Annotated in this window: 13 protein-coding genes; 8 read left to right on the top strand and 5 right to left on the bottom strand. The window is 58.0% G+C overall.

Annotated features, from left to right (window positions below; genetic code table 11):
* Nucleotides 1–2,268 (bottom strand): AAA family ATPase (locus INT21_RS02485; protein WP_193084820.1); only part of this gene is annotated, 2,268 nt, incomplete at its 3' end.
* 215 nt (nucleotides 2,269–2,483) lie between these two features.
* Between INT21_RS02485 and INT21_RS02480 the strand changes: the two genes are divergently transcribed.
* The 4 genes from INT21_RS02480 (at nucleotide 2,484) to INT21_RS02465 (ending at nucleotide 8,059) form a co-directional block, all read left to right on the top strand.
* Nucleotides 2,484–3,776, top strand: coding sequence for a serine hydrolase domain-containing protein (locus tag INT21_RS02480; RefSeq protein ID WP_193084819.1), 1,293 nt, complete (start codon nucleotides 2,484–2,486; stop codon nucleotides 3,774–3,776).
* Between the two features lie 104 nt (nucleotides 3,777–3,880).
* Entirely contained in the window at nucleotides 3,881–5,449 is a 1,569-nt protein-coding gene (locus INT21_RS02475) for a ShlB/FhaC/HecB family hemolysin secretion/activation protein (protein WP_193084818.1), read from the top strand.
* 57 nt (nucleotides 5,450–5,506) lie between these two features.
* Nucleotides 5,507–7,135 (top strand): serine hydrolase, encoded by a 1,629-nt coding sequence (locus tag INT21_RS02470; RefSeq protein ID WP_193084817.1) that lies wholly within the window; start codon nucleotides 5,507–5,509, stop codon nucleotides 7,133–7,135.
* A 105-nt stretch (nucleotides 7,136–7,240) separates the two neighbouring features.
* A complete protein-coding gene (locus tag INT21_RS02465) occupies nucleotides 7,241–8,059 on the top strand; it encodes a TraX family protein (RefSeq protein ID WP_193067803.1) in 819 nt (272 codons plus the stop codon).
* A gap of 53 nt (nucleotides 8,060–8,112) precedes the next feature.
* Here INT21_RS02465 and INT21_RS02460 read toward each other — a convergent pair whose 3' ends face one another.
* Nucleotides 8,113–9,288 (bottom strand): 5-(carboxyamino)imidazole ribonucleotide synthase, encoded by a 1,176-nt coding sequence (locus tag INT21_RS02460; RefSeq protein ID WP_193067802.1) that lies wholly within the window; start codon nucleotides 9,286–9,288, stop codon nucleotides 8,113–8,115.
* A 12-nt stretch (nucleotides 9,289–9,300) separates the two neighbouring features.
* Nucleotides 9,301–9,813: a 5-(carboxyamino)imidazole ribonucleotide mutase gene (gene purE / locus INT21_RS02455; protein ID WP_193060869.1), complete on the bottom strand. Its 513-nt coding sequence runs from the start codon at nucleotides 9,811–9,813 to the stop codon at nucleotides 9,301–9,303.
* Between the two features lie 218 nt (nucleotides 9,814–10,031).
* Here purE and INT21_RS02450 point away from each other — a divergent pair, with 218 nt between their 5' ends.
* From INT21_RS02450 to INT21_RS02435, 4 genes are all read left to right on the top strand, one after another.
* Nucleotides 10,032–10,304: an XRE family transcriptional regulator gene (locus INT21_RS02450; RefSeq protein ID WP_089039409.1), complete on the top strand. Its 273-nt coding sequence runs from the start codon at nucleotides 10,032–10,034 to the stop codon at nucleotides 10,302–10,304.
* A 256-nt stretch (nucleotides 10,305–10,560) separates the two neighbouring features.
* Entirely contained in the window at nucleotides 10,561–11,337 is a 777-nt protein-coding gene (dsrO, locus tag INT21_RS02445) for a sulfate reduction electron transfer complex DsrMKJOP subunit DsrO (RefSeq protein ID WP_125750271.1), read from the top strand.
* On the top strand, nucleotides 11,321–12,508 hold the full coding sequence (gene nrfD, locus INT21_RS02440; RefSeq protein WP_193084816.1) for an NrfD/PsrC family molybdoenzyme membrane anchor subunit: 1,188 nt from the start codon (nucleotides 11,321–11,323) through the stop codon (nucleotides 12,506–12,508). Before dsrO ends, nrfD begins: the two co-directional genes overlap by 17 nt.
* On the top strand, nucleotides 12,501–15,596 hold the full coding sequence (locus INT21_RS02435) for a molybdopterin dinucleotide binding domain-containing protein (protein WP_193084815.1): 3,096 nt from the start codon (nucleotides 12,501–12,503) through the stop codon (nucleotides 15,594–15,596). The genes nrfD and INT21_RS02435 overlap by 8 nt, the downstream gene beginning before the upstream one ends.
* A gap of 19 nt (nucleotides 15,597–15,615) precedes the next feature.
* On the opposite strand, the gene chrA is transcribed toward INT21_RS02435, so the two are convergent.
* Nucleotides 15,616–16,809 carry a chromate efflux transporter gene (chrA, locus tag INT21_RS02430; protein WP_193084814.1) on the bottom strand — a complete coding sequence of 398 codons (1,194 nt, stop codon included), beginning with the start codon at nucleotides 16,807–16,809 and terminating at the stop codon, nucleotides 15,616–15,618.
* 462 nt (nucleotides 16,810–17,271) lie between these two features.
* Nucleotides 17,272–18,948, bottom strand: coding sequence for a dihydroxy-acid dehydratase (ilvD, locus tag INT21_RS02425; RefSeq protein ID WP_193084813.1), 1,677 nt, complete (start codon nucleotides 18,946–18,948; stop codon nucleotides 17,272–17,274).
* Nucleotides 18,949–18,970: the final 22 nt, after the last annotated feature.

Genomic DNA, 18,970 nt, shown 5'->3' with positions numbered 1-18,970 from the left:
CCCGCACCAGAGCATCTGGGCGCGCCCAAAGGCGGTGCCCAGTCGGTCGGCGCGCGCACTGCCAGCGGTAAAGTGCCGCTCAGCCTCTGCCGAGGCACCAGTCAGTTCAGCGACACAGGCCGCGTACTGGCGACATACAACCTCTGGGTCCTCACCGAAGAGGACATTACCGTTCTGTTCGGCATGGCGAGGGGCGATTTCCAGCACGGCGGCGATTTCTGCGGCGCAAGCCGGTAAAGCGCCGGTGAAAAACCGAGTCTGCCCGACAGCGTTATGGGCTACCATCGCCATATGTGCTGGTGCATGCCCTGCGAGAGCCTGCAGCCCTAGCGCGAGATCTTCGGCGCGGGTCAGTTCAGCCCGCGTCAGGTGATCGTTCCAAAGCCCTGCGAGAACCGGGATCGTCGTAGCGGGATCGCCGACCTGGGCAGCTAGTTGCCCCGCGCGGCGGTAAACCTCCCGAAGCTCTTCCGCAGTAAAGCCATCCGAGACAATGAGCGCCGCGCCAAGCCCAAGCAGGGCATCGAGTTCAGTCGCGCGGTCGGCCTCAGGGTTCGTCGTACCAGCCCCGCTGCCTCGGGTCAGCAGGTCCCGTGCTCTGCGGAACTGCTCTGCGGCATCCATGGAGGCACCACGCGCCTGCGCACGCCACCCCGACAGCACACGATAGCGTGCGGCACGCGGCCAGTCGGCGCCGCGTTCAAAGTGATCGGCCAGTACAGGGGCAATCTCACCCGCTGCATTACCGTGGCTGGCCTCCAGCCGCAGACCGACCCTTCGGTGCGTGCCTTGCCTGTTCGCTGCCGGCAACCCATCGTAGAGCGCTTCGTGATGTAGCGCGTGCCGGAAGGCATAGCGCGTGGCCACCGATCCGTCGGGTCGATAGCTGAGGCCCGCACGGGTGATGAATCGTCGGTTTCGGGCGAGGAGTTCTAGCTGCCGCTCCGCCGCCTCCACCCCGACGCGGTTGTCGGCCAGGTCAATCGCGGAAAAGTTCGATCCCGCTACACTGGCGGTTTCAAGCAAGCTGCGCTCCTCAGCCAGCAGGCGGCTAGTGCGTTCAGTCTCGATCAGGGTACGGACACTGGGGGCGATGGCTGCGACCAACGCTTCAGGAGAGCTGGAAAGCTGCCAGCCAGTCTCGTCGCGCCGCACAAGACCTTGCGCCTGCCAAAAGTCTGCCGCCGCATCAACAAGCATGGCATGACCCTCGGTTCGGTGGGCAAGAGTCTGAGCCAAATCAGGAGGAAAAGCGTTACCCTGGAAGCGCTCTGCAAGGCATCCAGACACTGCCGCCTCATCGAGACCACCAAGGGTGATCAACCTGCAGTCTGGCTGCCGACTTAGCTGACTCAGTGTTGCCGCAAGCGTTCCAGCGCGGTCTAGTTCATCATCGCGATAGCTACCCAGCACCAGTAATCGCGCCGGAGTGCGTTGTAGCCCCCAAGCCGCTAGCCAAGCTAGCGTACTGGGGTCTGCCCAGTGCAGATCCTCAAGCACGAGAATACCAGGGCGGCCACGGGTCAGCCGCTCCATCAGCGCGGAGAATTCCCGCAGCATTGAGTCGCGGCGAGTACGGTCCAACGCTTCCGCCTTCGAGCGACGCCCAGGTTGTTGCTTGACCCAAGAGGGAGCGACGAGTGGCAGAAGTCGCGCCAGCGTCCCCCCCTCAGGCCCGGCCATAAGTTGCGTCAACACATCCATCAGCAGCCCGTAGGGCTCGCGTGCGCCAGGGTGCGCAATGGCCTGTCCCCAGGCGACCCACAGCGGTGTGCGCTGGGGTAAACCAGCCTCAAATGCTTCCAGAAGGCGTGTCTTACCGGCCCCTGCCTCGCCCGAAATAAAAGCCAGCGCCCGTCGACCGCGCTTGGCGGCGTCGGCCCTTTCGCTTAGAACTTCCAGCTCTTTATCCCGCCCAAGGCAGAGTACTGTCGATGCCGTTATAAGATCCTCAGACGCAGCGCCGATCAGCGAGATCGGACGCGTCAGCCGGTAGCCCCGGCGACCCACTGTCTCGATCAGCCCGGCGTCTTGGGCGCTGTCGTCCAGCATCCGGCGCAATTCGCGGATGCACTGTTTGGGGCCTGCCTCGTTGCCATGGCTATTGCCCCATATCATGCGCCGCAAATCAGCCGTGCTGACCACTTCGCCTTGTTGCTCCACCAATGCCACCAAAACAGACAGCGTCTTGGGACGCAGGCGCATCTGTACTTCGCCGCACAGCAAAATGCCTTCGCTTAGGTTTACCTTGATATCTTTCGAAATCATGCCGTAGGGGGCCTCGGAACTGACTACCCCAGGCCGTAGCGCACGAATGGCGGCAGCCGTTAGGTAAAGGGCATAAGCGGATTAGTAAAGCGCAAATTATACCCACATTGCACCTTAATTGAACTTTACATTTGTTTGTTTGCAATCATAAATGGGCTATCTTCGCTTTCGAAGCAATCCAAGTAGCAAGTGCATAACAAACAAGGGACAGGCACATGACAGCGATCAGACTCCATCACAGAACGGCCCGCCAGTTTCGGCCTGGCCTCTCGGTCTGTGCTGTGGCTTTTGCCCTCGCGGCCCCGGTTACAGCGCAGGCTCAAGATCAGGCGCAGCAGTTCTGCGTGGCCGACCCGGCAGCGGTAACGGCCCGTGCAGCCATCACGCTACCCGACACGCCGCTGCCTGAGGCGCTGGCCGACGCCCTTGATGCGGCCACACTTGGGGCGCTGGACGGGGCCGCTGCGCCGGGGATTATTGCGGGCGTTGTCACACCCGAGGGCAGGTGGAGCGGTGCTTGGGGCGTTGCGGACCCGGAAACCGAGGCTGCGATGGAAGTCGGCATGCATACCCGAATCGGATCGATCACCAAGACCTTCACCGGTACCGCCCTGATGCAACTGGCCGAAGCTGGCAAGCTATCGCTCGACGATACGATCGACCAGTATGTGTCCGGCGTTCCCAACGGCGATATCATCACCCTACGCCATCTGGCCAGCATGACCAGCGGCCTGCTGAGCTATACTCAGGCGGACCCTTTCCTTGATCAGTTCTTTGCAGATCCTAACTTGCCTTATACGCCGCAGGAGCTGCTCGATTTTGCCCTCCCCGGTTCACCGATCTTTGCGCCGGGGGAGGAATTCAATTATTCAAACACCAATACCGTGCTGCTGGGCCTCGTGATTGAGCAGGTGACCGGGCAAGATATCGACACTGTCTTTGCTTCGATGATCCTGGAACCACTGGGCCTGACAGAGACCATCGGTCCTGACGGTGCCACCCTTATGCCGACGCCTTATCCGCAGGGATTTACCCTGCAAGGTGATGCTGCCACGCCGACAGCGCCTTCGAACGCGACGCATTGGAATCCGTCTTGGGGATGGACAGCAGGTGGAATGATATCAACTCTCGACGACCTGCTGGTTTACGGGCGATCCCTCGGCACAGGCAAAGGCCTGTTGAGCGCCGAGACACAGCAGGAGCGCCTGCGGTCCTTCCCCGAGCCGGCGGGCTACGGCATCGCCATGGGGTGCGTTGATGGCTGGGTCGGCCACACGGGCGAACTGCCGGGTTACAACACGACGGTGTTTTACGACACGACGACAGACACGACGGTAGTCGTCCAGGCTAACAGCGACATCCCTTCGGGCGATTGCGGGGATGAGGACGTGCTACCGAATAACCCCGACGAACTTGCGTGCAGCTCGCCCGCTAGCCGCGTGTTTGAGGCGTTATCCGTCGCCCTCGGGCATCCGTTTTCTATGCCACCGACGGTTCCGGCAGAGTGAGCGCGTTAACATTGCAGCTCCATCCCAGCTGCTCCTCACCCCTTCGCTTGGGCGCACTGGCACTGCTTTGCGCCTGTTACGCGGGCCCAGCCTTTTCACAGGGCTTGCCGAACGTCGATCGTATCCTCTCCGAGCAAACTGTCATTCTACAACGCTATGAACCGCCGCCACAGGTGGGCAGTGTCGCCATTGGTGTGCAGGACGAACGCGACAAGATCGACTTAGATCGCGCCAAAAGCATCCGTTTTCGCTTGAACTCGGTGCACATTGATGGCGCGCGGACTCTACCCTTGCCGGCGTTGACGCCAATCTGGCAGGGCAAAATCGGCACCGAAATTACGCTAGCTGACCTTTACCGCATGGCAGATGCTGTTGACGCGGCCTATCTCGCTGCGGGCTATTTTTCCAAGACAGTGGTGCCGGTGCAGGATTTTTCTGACGGACAGATCCAGCTGCAGGTATTCGAAGGCTATGTCGACCGTATCGAGATCAACAGCAATATCCCCGGCATCGAGAACCGACTGTCCCCTTACCTGCAACGTATTCTCGACATGCACCCGATTCGGGTAAAGGCGGCCGAGCGCGAACTATTGTTAATGAGTGATCTTGCCGGACTGTCGATTGAAGGCACGTTTGTGCGCCCCGAAGGCGCGACGGGCGGCGGAGTGCTGCGGCTGGAGGTCGCACAGCATCGCAGCGCAGGAATGATCGGGCTCGATAATCTGGGGTCCGACGCCGTTGGCCCACTACAAATGGCCAGTATGGTGACCCTAAACGATGTTCTGCGCAGGTTCGAGACCACCAACCTAACCGGCGTCATCACACCGCAACACCCTGACCGGATGACACTGCTTCAAATGATGCAAAGCTATCCGATCAGCTCGAACGGGCTTAGCGCGGGCTATAGCGTTGTTTATCTGCGCCAACACCCCGACGGAGGAGCTGGTGCGCCAGACATCGATGTGACATCAGCCATAGGCACGGCGTTTATGTCCTATCCGTTTCTGCGGACGCTGGACAGGTCGCTCTGGGGGCAGGCTGAGCTGACGGTGCGTAACGATGACGTGGACGTTTTTGGCTCGGCCGCTGCCCGCAGCCGGATCCGCTGGGCGACGAACTCACTGCAATACAGCCAGAGCTTTGAGACCTCCGAGATCAACCTCGAAGGAGCGTTGAATCTCGGCACGAACTCGGATATTGATCTGGGCGCGGTGCCGGATGACTTCCACTTTGTTACCGCCGAACTGGACTACACACAGGCGTTCAGCGAGGCGACGACAATGACATTGTTGGCTCGCGGCCAGTACTCTGGCAGGCCCCTGCCGGGTGCTGTTCAGTTCGGCATTGGCGGCGAGACTTATGGCAGAGCCTTCGATAGCGGCACCATCTCTGGCGACAAAGGTGCAGCGGCCTCGGCCCGGGTAAGCCACGAGGTCGATATCGGGCTGGCACTCCTGCCCACGCTTTCAACCTCGGCCTTCGTGGATTACGGCGCAGCCTGGTCCGACGACGTCACCGGACACATGTATCTTGGCTCCTATGGAGTGGGCCTTGGTGGAACGTTAGAAGAACGGCTGAATTTCCAGGTTATCGGTGCGCTTCCTTGGACCCGTTCTGACATAGTGGACGACAAGGGGGGCAAACTAATTTTCCAACTGGCAATGCCCTTCTGATCCGCTAGGAGGTATCGCCTCACCTGTCGCGCCACCCATCCCACAGGAGATCCTGACATGACCACATCGAAAGCCGCACGCCCCCTTCTGACCTCGGCCTTGAGCGCTCTTAGCGCTGCCGCCGCATTGCTTGCGTTCAATGCTCCGCTCCATGCGGAGACGCTGCCAGCCATCACCTTGCCGGACCCGGCGATCTCTCCTGCGCGGGTGAACCTATTGCCAGTGCCGCAGGCACGGATCGATGAGGCGGTCGCTTCGCTGGATGAGTTGGCACAGGATATGTTGGAGCGAACCGGGGTACCGGGCCTCGCCGTTGCCGTGGTACATGGGGAAGAGACACTGCTGATGCGCGGCTGGGGGCTACGGGCGGAGGGCGCGGAGGAACAGGTTGATGCGGATACGGTCTTTCTGCTCGCTTCGTTATCCAAATCTGTCGGAGCCACGGTGGTGGCCACGCAGGTTTCGCAAGGGACCGTCAGTTGGGATGATCCGGTGCGCAACCACTTACCGTGGTTCGACCTGGGCGATCCCTGGGTCAGCAATCATGTCACCATCGGGGATCTCTATGCGCACCGCTCGGGCCTGCCGGACCACGCCGGTGATGATCTCGAGGATATAGGCTATGACCGTCGCGCTGTACTGGAGCGGCTGGCGCAGTTGCCCATGGGGCAGTTCAGAGCCGATTACGCCTATACGAATTTCGGCCTTACGGCTGCCGCAGAGGCGGTAGCCACCGCAACCGGCAAGGACTGGTCAACGCTCTCGGAAGAGGCGCTCTATGGTCCGCTCGGCATGGAGGCAACCAGCTCGCGCCACTCAGATTACATGGCGCGCGACAATCGCGCCGCTAGCCATGTGCCGGATGCCAACGGCTTCCGAGTGGCAGACCTGCGCCAGCCCGATGCGCAAAGTCCGGCGGGCGGGGTAAGCTCCAGCGTGCGAGACATGGCGAAATGGATGAAGCTGGTGCTCTCCAACGGGCGCTTTGCAGAGCAGCAACTGATTGCGCCCGAAGCGCTCGTGCCCGCGCTTTCACCGCATGCCATCAGCAGCCGCCCCGGTGACGCGGCCGATCGGGCTGGTACCTATGGTTACGGATTTGGTGTCGGGGTGCGCCCCACTGGGCGTGTCGTGGTGAGCCATTCGGGCGCCTTCGCTTTTGGTGCAGCGACCTCCTATTCGATGCTGCCGGACCTTGGGCTTGGGATCATCGTGCTGACCAATGCCACCCCCACGGGTCTCCCCGAGGCGCTGACGGCCAGTTTTCTTGATCTGGCAGAGTTTGGTGTGGAACAGCGCGACTGGCTGGCGGCCTACGGGCCACGCATCGCACCGCTCTCTGCGCCGGCCGGAGATCTGGTGGGTGTGACACCTCCGACTGAGCCCACCGAGGCCCGACCTGCCGACGCTTATGCAGGGGACTATGGCAATGCCTATTTCGGGGCGGCTGAGGTGCGTGAGACCGCTGACGGTTTGGTACTCGAAGTTGGCCCCGCGCCACAGCACCTGCGGTTGACCCACTGGGACGGCGATCGCTTTGTCGCCTTCCCGGTGACAGAGAACCAACCAGAGGGCTCGGTTTCGCAGGTCGAATTCACCATGGGCGCGGATGGAAAAGCAGAAACGATGACCGTTGAGCATCTTAACGAGGCGGGCCTTGGAGAATTCCAGCGGCCATTTAGCTGAAACGCTCTGCCACCCCTAGCACTTAAACTAGTACTTAAACCTGTACCGAACTTGCTCAGCCAAATCGAGTCTGTAATCCAGTAAGGAAACTCACAAGGAAGTCTAATGGCTGAACAAACCAATGCAAACGTCTCCACCGAGGCGGCTTACGATGCGCGCCCCTCTTCTCATTGGACCGCCTGGGGGCAATGGCTGGCGCTATTCACCATGACCGTAGATCACCTTACTCGCTATGTGTTGCCGGGTGACTGGGACTTAAGCTGGGCAGGCTCGTCCATTGGCCGTATCGCCTTCCCCTTGTTTGCGGCAATGGTTGCCTGGCACGGGCTGTTTAACACCCGTAACCCACTACGCTACTCACGCCGCATACTGGTCATTGGTTTAGTGGCTCAGTTGCCTTATATGCTGATGCCACGCGCGTCTGACGATTTTATTCTTAATGTCTGCTTCACGCTTGCCTGTGGCCTAGCGTTGGGTGCGTTGGTTCGCCAAGGTTGGCAGCACTATCAACAGCAGACGCTAGGATTAGCCTGGCTAATGCTTGGAGCAGCGGTAGGCGTCACCGTCTGGTATTTGTTGGGGTTTTGGGTGGAGTACGGCCATAACGGTTTGCTACTGATTCCGCTATTAATGTTCGCCATGCAGGCGCTTAACGAAACCCGCGACGCACTAAAATCGCGCTTGTGGGCAGGCTTAGCCGCATTTCCCGCACTTTGGATAGCCGGTCAAATGAACGCTTCAGACATGGCAAAGTCGTTTACCGTTGGCACTTGCGTGGTGATATTGATGCTGGCAGCAGGTGCAGCCCAACGTGTGCCATCCGTAGCCCTGGCCATGCCGCGCCGCCTATGGCTTGCTTGGTATCCAGGACACTTTGCTTTAATTGCGCTGTGGCTATTGCTTAGCGGCCAACTGGCGGGGTAATCAACGACGAAGCCGCCCTAATCAGGCGGCTTCGTCGTGATAATCCATCAACTTTACAGTGAGCGTTCGAAACTCCACGCCACCGGCGGTGCATCAGGTAGTAATGCCTGGCACGCACGCACTTTTTCAAGCAGCTCGGCATGCGTGTCAGCGACGACATTGACATGTGCCAGCTTGCGCCCTGCCCGCTCTTCCTTGTCATAGCGATGCAAGTGAGTATTGCCAATCACCAACAGCGCGGCATTGTCACCTTCCTGGCCAATAACATTCACCATGCAAGTAGGTGCAATAGCCTGGGTGCTGCCGAGCGGTAGGCCTTGCACAGCGCGCAGATGGTTTTCAAACTGGCTAGTGACCGCACCGTCCATGGTCCAGTGGCCAGAATTATGCACGCGTGGAGCCATCTCGTTAGCCAATAGGCTGCCATCCCGCGTTTGGAACAGTTCCAGCGCCATCACGCCCACATAATCCAACTCATCCAACAGCATACGAATGTAGCTGTCGGCTGTCTCTTGAACGCTGGTAGCTAAATCCGGTAGCGGCGCAACGGAATAGCGCAAAATGCCGTCTACATGCTGATTTTCCGCCATGGGATAAAACACCACATCCCCATCACGACCGCGCACGGCAATCATCGAGACTTCCCGTACAAAATCAACAAACGCTTCCACGATCAGTTGACGGTGACCAATGCTCTTCCATGCCTCTTCAGCCTGCTCCGGCGCTTTCAGCACCGCTTGCCCTTTACCGTCATACCCCTCTGTCACTGATTTGGCGACCACCGGGCAGCCCAGCTCATTGGCTGCCGCTTCAAGCTGTTCGGCACTCTCAACGACGCGGTAAGCAGGTGTCGGAATACCCAAGCGATCAAATAAGGCTTTCTCTTCAACACGGTTTTGACAAACGGCAATCGCCCGGCTTCCTGGGTAAACGGGTTTGTGCTGTTCAATTTGCTCAACCAGCGCTACGGGCAGATGCTCAAACTCGTAGGTTACTACATCGACCTTATCGAGAAACTCTGCCAAATGCTGGTTATTGGGATCGATAACAACGTCGCCAATGCCCGCACTCGGGTTGCCGGTCGTGTCTAAAAACGTGAAGCGATTACCTAGCGGATAGCCAGCCAATGCCAGCATACGACCAAGCTGGCCTGCACCGAGCACACCAATGTTCTTAACGATGCCAGCGCTTTTCGAACTACCAGAGCTTTTCGAGATACCAGAATTCATGGCCAGGATTCCTTAGTTCGCTTCCGCATCGGGGCGAGGGTCTGGGTTATCCAGCACCATTTGAGTTTGCTCAGCGCGGAAAGCCTCGACCGCTTCACGCACGTTGGTGTCCTGCAAACCGACAATCTGTGCTGCCAACAAGCCTGCATTGGTCGCGCCTGCTTTACCAATCGCCAGTGTGCCAACAGCGATGCCACCGGGCATCTGCGCAATTGAAAGCAATGAATCCAAGCCTTTAAGCGCTTTGGATTCCACCGGCACGCCCAGCACTGGCAGCGCCGTTTGGGAAGCCACCATGCCGGGCAAATGGGCAGCACCGCCCGCTCCCGCCACAATTACTTGCAAGCCACGTTCAGCGGCACTTTTAGCATAGTCAAACAACAAGTCAGGGGTACGATGAGCGGAGACGACGCGGGTCTCATAAGGGACGCCCAGCCGCTCTAACATCGCCACCGCGTGTTCCATGACAGGCCAATCAGATTTCGACCCCATGATCACGCCCACTTTGGGTGCGCTGTTCGACATGCAAAAACTCCTCGGCCAAAGGGCCTACTAAAGCAATCAAGCGTTTAATGTGCCGTGTGCCGCAAGCGGCTCACCAGGAAATTAGAAGGCGCATAGTCTACCAGAGCTAGTCGCTTAGAGCGCGTTTGTAAATAGATCGAAATTTTAATCAAAGTAGCATTGAAAAGCGCGCGACTTGGCGGCATTGTGTGTTTGTCATTTCAGACTGATGGAGTCCCATGAGTACGGCATACTCAACTGCTCACGCAGAAACGCTAGATCCTCCGCGAAGCAGCCCTGACCTCGATGTCAGGGATTTAGAAAAACGTACGCGCCTAATGCGTATCATTACCCGCCTGATCGCCGTATCAGATCTGGGAAGCCGCGAAATAGCCCGCCGGGCTGGGCTTCCAGTACAAAAGATCAGCGACCTGCTCGCCGGAAGGCTAGAGCACCTAGATATTGATGAACTCAATGTCTTGCGTCGCACGTTAGAGCTGGAGACGCCATAGCAATAGTTGCTACCTAACGTAATCATTCATCCCCTTTGTTTGCTAACAGGCTTGCCCGCTGGGCAGGCCTGTTTTTGTTTCAAAACAGCTAATTAGCGTTCCAGGATTAAGAGAACATTAAGAAACTCTCGCTAACCCATTGACACGTATCAATTTTTTATAATACCAAAGGCGTAACCTTAGCGTATCCAGATCACTCGCTGTGAAACAACGACTTGTTTCTATCAGCAACATCTTTATCAGCTAAGGAGGCGTTATGGACGCCGTTCGTCGGTCGTTGCTAGGCCAATTGGCCCGACTAAGCGCGGGCGCTGCGCTAGTGCCGCTATCCAGTCTTGCTCAAGCTGGCATTAATCAGCAGCCTGCCCGCCGCGAAGGCGACCCTAGCAAACGCTACGGCATGCTAATCGACCTTCGCCAATGCATCGGCTGCCAAGCCTGCACGGTGTCGTGCCATATCGAGAATGCTGCACCGCTTGGCCAGTTTCGAACCACTGTCTCTCAATACGAAGTGCAACACCAAGAAAGTGGTGAACTGGCAACGTTTATGCTGCCGCGGCTATGTAACCACTGCGAAAATCCGCCCTGTGTGCCTGTTTGTCCCGTTGAGGCGACCTATCAACAGCAGGATGGCATCGTTGTCGTCGATAGTGACCGCTGCGTCGGCTGTGCTTACTGCGTCAACGCCTGCCCCTACGATGCCCGTTTTATTAACGAACGCACTCAAACTGCCGACAAATGCACCTTCTGTGCTCACCGTTTAGAAGCGGGGCTACTGCCTGCCTGCGTTGAAAGCTGTGTGGGTGGTGCCCGCATTATTGGCGATATGCGCAATCCAGACAGCCAAATCAGCCGTCTGATCAACGAGCATCGCGACGCGCTCATGGTGCTTCAGCCAGAAAAAAACACCCTTCCCCAAGTGTTCTATTTAGGTATGGACGAACGATTCACTACGCGCCCCGTGGCAGAACCCGTGGCGCTTGAAGTGCTCGACCCACACGGCCAGGAGATGGGCTATGAATTCCACCATTGAACTACTCGCCCCACGCTATGACATCGCCTGGTATCCCTGGGCAGTGCAGTACTTTTTTATGATTGCGGTCTCCTACGCCAGCCTTTGGCTGGCAGCGCCCGCACTGGTGTTTGGCAAGCAATCCTGGTTGCCTACAGCACGTCTGGCAATGATCGCCTGCGTCAGCACAACGTTAGTCGCACCGGTGGCCTTATTGGCAGATCTACACCAGCCACTGCGCTTTTGGCATTTCTACGCCTACGCCAATACGCATTCGTGGATGTCGATTGGCAGTGTGGTACTGCCGCTGTATCTGATCAGCGTTTTAGGCTTCGCCTGGCTGGCTTGGCGACCCGCGCTGCAGGCCCGCCAACAGGCAGCAGGGCTGAGCGGGTTGATCGCCAAGTGGTTGAGTATGGGCAGTGGCGCGACACCCAAAGCGCTGGTGGCCCTGGTTGGGTTGGCCGCGCTGATGCTCTCAAGCGCCATTATGCTCTACACCGGAGCGGAGTTAGCTATCGTCAAAGCTCGCCCGCTATGGAACACCATTTGGCTACCGCCCATGCTGGTAGCGAGCGGATTTATTGCCGCCGCTGGGTTAATACTGGTTCTCAACCGCGTAAGCAGAATCTGCGCGCCCGACGCCACCCGGCAGATGCTCTATGTCCTGCTAGCCTTCTGTGCGCTAGCGGGGCTTATCGCGCTCAGTTGGCTGTTAGATGGCTTGAATGCCCACGTTGGCTCAGTGGCGGCGGCACTGGAATCTGTCCGTTTCAGCCCCTCTTGGCGCAGCACCGCACTTTGGGGTGGCCTTACCGGCGTTGCGCTATTTGCCAGCGTGGTATTTCTGTTAACACGTTCGGCTCAGCGCCAGCCAGCACTGTTTGCCTGGGCATGGTTGCTAGGGCTGGTGGCTATCCACATGGGCTGGATGTTCCGTTGGGTAGTGCTGATGGATGTTCAACATGTGGCTCGTAACAGTGCAGGTTTCCATCACTACGGTATCCCTGCTGGTTCTTCCGGCATTTTAGGCATTGTCGGCACTTTCGGGCTGTGGCTGGCAGCCATTTTATTGATCGAGCTATTTATTCCATGGCGACAGGCCCAACAAGGTAGCCAGCTACCAGGTAACGCCCAAGCTGCATCTCGCGCCCCACTCACTGCTAACAAAGGAGCGCCTAGTCATGGCTAAGTCTGCTCAAGATCCCTCACGCCGTCGCTTTCTAAAAGGCGCCGCTGCCGCTGGCGGTGCCGCTACCTTTGCCGTGGGCTACGCCGACCCGCTGGCTAAAATGGCCAAAGGCATTACCGGCAGCGCAGGTGAAAAACCGCAGCATAATATTCATGGCAATTCGCTGACGCCTGAATATCGTGTCGATTTAGCGACCGGTGAACTAACCCTCACCCCCGATCAACGGGTGGCTTTTACTATTTGCTACGGCTGCACCACCCAGTGTGGAGTGCGCGTGCGGGTCGATGACACGCGCGGCGAAGTACTACGAGTAGCTGGCAACCCCTATCATCCACTTTCTGCCGATGACCATTTGCCAATGCAAACGCCGGTGGCTGATGCATTGCGCAGCGTGAGTGCTTACCAAGAACACGGGCAAGTTAACCGCTCCACCGCGTGCGCCCGTGGCAATGCAATGATGAGCCAGATCACCAACCCGTTCCGTATTGATCACTGCCTTAAACGGGTCGGTGAACGAGGCAGCCGCGAGTGGCAAAAAATATCGTTTGAGCAACTTATCGAGGAAATTTGCGAAGGGGGTGACCTGTTCGGTGAAGGGCAAGTAGACGGTCTACGTGACATTCGCGACCACGACACGCTGATTGATCCCGACAACCCTGAGTACGGCCCCAAAGCTAATCAGTTGATGGTCATGGAAGCCACTGACTACGGACGCTCGGATTTACTTAAACGCTTCACCTTGAACGCTTTCGCGACCCGCAACTATGGCCATCATGGCGCTTACTGTGGCCTAGCGTTCCGCATGGGCTCTGGAGCAGTGATGAACAACATCGTCACTAATGCTCACGTAAAGCCAGATATACAGAACGCACGCTTTATCATGTATATCGGCTGCGCACCCAGCCAGGCAGGCAACCCGTTTAAACGCCAGGGCCGCTTGCTTGCACAGGCGCGCGCCGCCGGCACGCTGGAATATGTGGTAGTGGACCCCGCGTTGAACGCTGCGACTTCCCATGCCGCGGACAACAACCGCTGGGTGCCGATCCGTCCTGGCACCGATAGCGCCTTTGCCATGGCAATTATTCAGTGGCTACTGGATAACGACGGTTATGCCAAGGAATTTCTTGAACTACCCGGTCAAGCCGCCGCCGATGCAGCGGGAGAAACCACTCACTCCAACGCCACCCATTTAGTGATTGATACCTTCGAGCATCCGCGCCGAGGCTACTTTTTGCGTGCCAGCGACCTTGGTTTTGCCGAGCCAGGTAGCGATGCTGACATCCCCGTCGTGGTGTCAGAGGGCGACTTGGCACTAAGCGAACAGGTAATGACCGCCGATCTGTTTGCCGAACGCCCAGTGGAGCTTGTCGACGGCACCACCGTCACCGTCAAAACCAGCCTAGCGCTGCTGCGTGAATCCGCCAATCAGTACGACCTAGACACCTACGCTGAACATTGCGGCATTGCCAAAACAACGATCATCGAGCTGGCTCAACGTTATGCTAGCCATGGCAGGAAAGCCGCCGTTAACTGCCACGGCGGCATGATGTCAGGCAATGGCTTTTACGCCGCATTTGGCGTGCAAATGCTTAACTTGCTGGCTGGCAACTACAATATGAAAGGTGGTAGCGCAGTGGGCGGTGGAACCTATAGCGGCACCGGCGAAGGCCCCCGCTACGACCTCGCCAACTTCCCTGGCAAACGTGGGCCCCAAGGCGTGTTCCTCTCCCGCTCACGTTTTCCCTATGAGAAATCATCGGAGTACCAGCGCAAGCTCGCGACAGGCGAAAACCCCTATCCCTCGAAAGCGCCCTGGCGCTCACTGGCACCGCCAACACTAACCGAGCACTTACCTTCCGCACTGGATGGCTACCCCTACCCGATCAAAGCGGTGATTGGCTGTATGGCTAACCCAATTTATGGTCAAGCGGGCCTGAAAGGGGTAATTGTCGATAAGCTGAAAGACCCCAAACGGTTGGGCCTCTTTGTGGCCATCGATGGGTTTATCAATGAAACCAATCGCTATGCCGACTACATTGTGCCTGATTCGGTGATGTACGAAGTCTGGGGCTTTGCAGGCTCCTGGAAAGGCACGCTGGGCAAACTCTCCACCGCTTGCTGGCCAGTCGTTGAGCCCCGCCAGCAAAAAACCGCCGAAGGCGAGCCGGTATCCATGGACAGCTTCTTTATCGCCGTTGCTAAACGGCTAGGGCTGCCGGGCTTCGGCGACAACGCCATTCCCGATGCCGACGGCAATCTTCACCCGCTCAACCGCGCTGAAGATTATTACCTTCGGGCGGCCGCCAATATTGCCTTTCAAGATGAACCGCTGCCAGAAGCGAACGCTGCGGACATTACTCACGGCGGCATTACCCCGCTACTGCCCAAACTCGAACGTACACTGAAAGCCGACGAACGCGGCCGCGTTGCCTACCTTTACGCCCGGGGTGGGCGTTTCGAAGAGGCAAGCGAACACTTTGTCGGCGATCACCTGAAACATCAGTGGAAAAAAACGCTGTGCGTTTACAACGAAGCAGTGGGCACCAGCATTGATACCACTAACGGGTTACCCAATAGCGGCGTGCCCTGTCACAAGTTGCCACAGCTCGCCAACAAGCAACCCATGCGTGAGGTATTTTCAGAGCAGGAGTGGCCACTACTAGCGTTTTCATTCAAGTCCAACCTGATGAACTCTTACGCCATTGGTAACGAGCGGCTAAGAATGATCAAGCCGTATAACCCTGTGCAAATGCACCGCCAAGATGCCGAACGCTTCGGCATCCAGCATGGCGACACCATCCGCATTGAAAGCCCAGGAGGCAGCATAGTTGGGCTTGCACTGGTCAGCGAAAGCGTTGTGCCCGGCGCACTGGGTATTGAACACGGCTACGGGCACAAAGATTTAGGTGCCACGCCACACGTCATTGACGGTCAATCCCAGCCAGATATGCCCTGGATGCGCGCCGGTATCAATATCAACGACCTAGGCTTTCAAGACCCTACGCGCGAGATAGGCGGCACCTGGCTTGAACCGATTAGCGGCGCCAGCGTGCGCCAAGGCCTACCCGTGAGAGTAAGCCGCGTATAAACCGGCTGGGGTAGTGATGCTACAGCGTGATCACTACCCCACCCAGGGCGATTACAATGACCACGATCCATGCAGGTAGTTTCCAGACGGTCAGCAGTAAAAAGCCCGTCAGCGCCAAAACAAATTCATAAGGCCCGATAATCGCGCTGGTCCATACCGGCTGATAAAGCGCCGCGCCTAAAATACCCACCACTGCCGCGTTAGCACCGCGCATCAACGCCTGAGCGCTCTGCCAACGGCGAAAATGATTCCAAAAGGGCAACACTCCCACCAACAGCAAAAAGCCAGGAATAAAGATCGCCAATAGCGCCAGCAGCGCACCAACCACGCTATTGATACCGGGCAACAGCGCGCCCAAGTAAGCAGCAAAGGTGAATAACGGGCCGGGTACTGCCTGGGCAGCCCCATAGCCTGCCAAAAACTCATCTGCGGTAATCCAGCCAGATTGCACCACTTCCGCTTCCAGCAGCGGCAGCACCACATGCCCACCGCCAAATACCAGCGCACCAGAGCGATAAAACGCATCGGCCACTGTTAGCCACCCAGCGCTGCCTGCCATTAGCGGTAGTACTATCAGCAGCGCAGCGAACAGCCCCAACGCCATCGTGCCTGCACGGCGAGAGACTGGAAACTGCAGTGGCTCACTGGGCGTAACCGCGGCAATACTGCGGCATAGTGCCAACCCGGCGATACCGCCTAGCACAATCGCAGCGACCTGCCCCAGCGGCCCACTGACCATAACGACTACAAACACAGCCGCCAGCGCAATTCCCACCCGGGTTTTATCAGGGCAAAGGTTACGCGCCATGCCCCACACCGCGTGGGCCACAATGGCTACCGCGACAACTTTTAAGCCATGAATGATGCCGCTGGCAATCGGGCCATCCAGTACCGCCGCGCCAAACGCGAACAGCACCAGTACTATGGCGGAAGGCAGCGTGAATGCCAGCCATGCCATGGCCGCCCCCCAAGGCCCGGCGCGCATTAATCCCGGAGCAAAGCCCACTTGGCTACTGGCAGGCCCCGGCAAAAATTGGCACAGCGCCACAAGATCCGCGTAGGCGCTTTCGCTTAACCACTGTCGGCGCTCCACAAAAGCCGTTCGAAAATAGCCCAGGTGAGCCACCGGCCCGCCAAACGAGGTTAATCCCAAGGCCAAAAACGCCCAAAACACCTCGCTTATCCGCTCGTTCAGATGGTGCTTTTCAGCCATAGCGTAAGCTTCCCCGTGTGGACAAAAGACCTAACCTACTGATTAAAGCTGACACAGTGATGACAGTGTGCACGATCATCCGCTGGGGCTTCATCAACGCGGGTGCGCTGACGCTTACACCGCGCTACAAAATCTGCTTATTCAATGACTTAAGTAGCGCGTGGTAACGAATCTCGCGAGGCACGAGCGAATGAGGCACCCGCGGGCTGATCCAGGCACTGAAGCTTACGCCGCGCTACAAAATCTGCCTATTCAATGATTTAAGTAGCGCGTGGTAACGAATCTCGCGAGGCACGAGCGAATGAGGCACCCGCGGGCTGATCCAGGCACTGAAGCTTACGCCGCGCTACAAAATCTGCCTATTCAATGATTTAAGTAGCGCGTGGTAACGAATCTCGCGAGGAACGAGCGAATGAGGCACCCGCGGGCTGATCCAGGTACCTTCACGTATTGAGGTGCAGGTTAATCGGTTACCGCACCGGTACTGGCAGAACTGACCAGCTTGGCATACTTCGCCAACACGCCTTTGCGGTAGCGCGGTTCTGGCTGCTGCCAGGCGGCGCGGCGGCGCATCATCTCTTCATCGCTGATGTCCACTTCAATGGTGTCGGCTTCGGCATCAATAGTGATGGCATCACCATCCTGTACCAGCGCCAACGGGCCGCCATCGAAGGCTTCCGGTGATACGTGCCCGACAACAAAGCCATGGCTGCCGCCGGAGAAGCGCCCATCGGTAATCAACGCCACATCATTACCCAGGCCACGCCCCATAATCGCAGACGTTGGTGTAAGCATTTCGCGCATGCCGGGGCCGCCTTTCGGGCCTTCATAACGAATCACCACGACATCGCCCGCTACCACGGTGCCGTCGTTAATGCGCGCCTGGGCCTCTTCTTCAGAGCCAAACACCCGCGCCGAACCACTAAAGCGCGTCCCTTCTTTACCAGTAATTTTGGCCACTGCACCTTCCGGCGCCAGGTTGCCAAACAAAATACGCAGATGGCTTTCAGCTTTAAGCGGGTTACCCAGCGGCGCAATAATCTGCTGATCCATGGGATAAGGCTCAACATCTTCCAGGTTTTCGGCCAGCGTTTTACCCGTCACTGTTAAGCAGTCGCCGTGCAGCAATCCTGCTTCCAGCAAAATTTTCATCAGCGGCTGAATGCCACCAATCGCCACCAGCTCGCTCATCATATAGTGGCCGCTGGGGCGCAGATCAGCGACTACCGGCACGCGCTTGCCGATCTCGGTGAAGTCGGCAAGCGTCAGTTCCACGCCAATGGTGCGTGCCATGCCAATCAAATGCAGCACCGCGTTGGTAGAGCCACCCAGCGCAATCACCACGGTAATCGCATTCTCAAACGCTTCGCGGGTCATGATGTCAGAAGGCTTGATGTCACTAGCCAGCAGTGCCAGCACGGCCTCGCCTGCCGCTTTACAGTCATCGCGCTTATCTTGGGAAATGGCGTTCTGCGCCGAGCTACCCGGCAGGCTCATACCCAATGCTTCAATGGCAGATGCCATCGTATTGGCCGTGTACATACCGCCACAGGAACCCGGGCCAGGAATCGCGGTTTCTTCAATGTTTTTCAGTTCGATCAGGTCAATATCACCACGGGAGTGGGCGCCCATCGCCTCAAATACCGACACGATATCGGTATGGCCTTTACCGGGCATAATGGTGCCGCCATACACAAACACACTGGGGCGATTCAGCCGTGCCAAGCCCATCACGCAACCCGGCATATTTTTGTCACAGCCGCCAATGGCCACCAGCCCATCAAAGCCTTCACAGCCCGCCACGGTTTCAATGGAATCGGCAATCACCTCGCGGGAAACCAGCGAGTACTTCATGCCTTCGGTGCCATTAGCAATGCCATCGGAAATAGTGATGGTATTAAAGATCACCCCTTTACCACCCGCCGCGTCGGCACCGTCTCGGGCGAACTCTGCTAACTCACCGATGTGGCTATTACACGGGGTCACCATGCTCCAGGTAGAGGCAACGCCCACCTGGGGCTTGGTAAAGTCATCGTCGTTAAACCCCACCGCCCGCAGCATTGCACGGCTGGCCGCCTTGCCAGGGCCATCCACCACCTGGGCTGAATGGCGGCGGGTATTCGTAGTAGGCTCGGTCATGGGGGAATTCCTCTTTGCTTGA

This window comes from Halomonas sp. 3F2F (assembly GCF_014897805.1).
GTDB lineage: Bacteria > Pseudomonadota > Gammaproteobacteria > Pseudomonadales > Halomonadaceae > Vreelandella.
The sequence above is the reverse complement of the archived record's forward strand: the minus strand, read 5'-3'. Positions and strand labels throughout refer to the sequence as shown.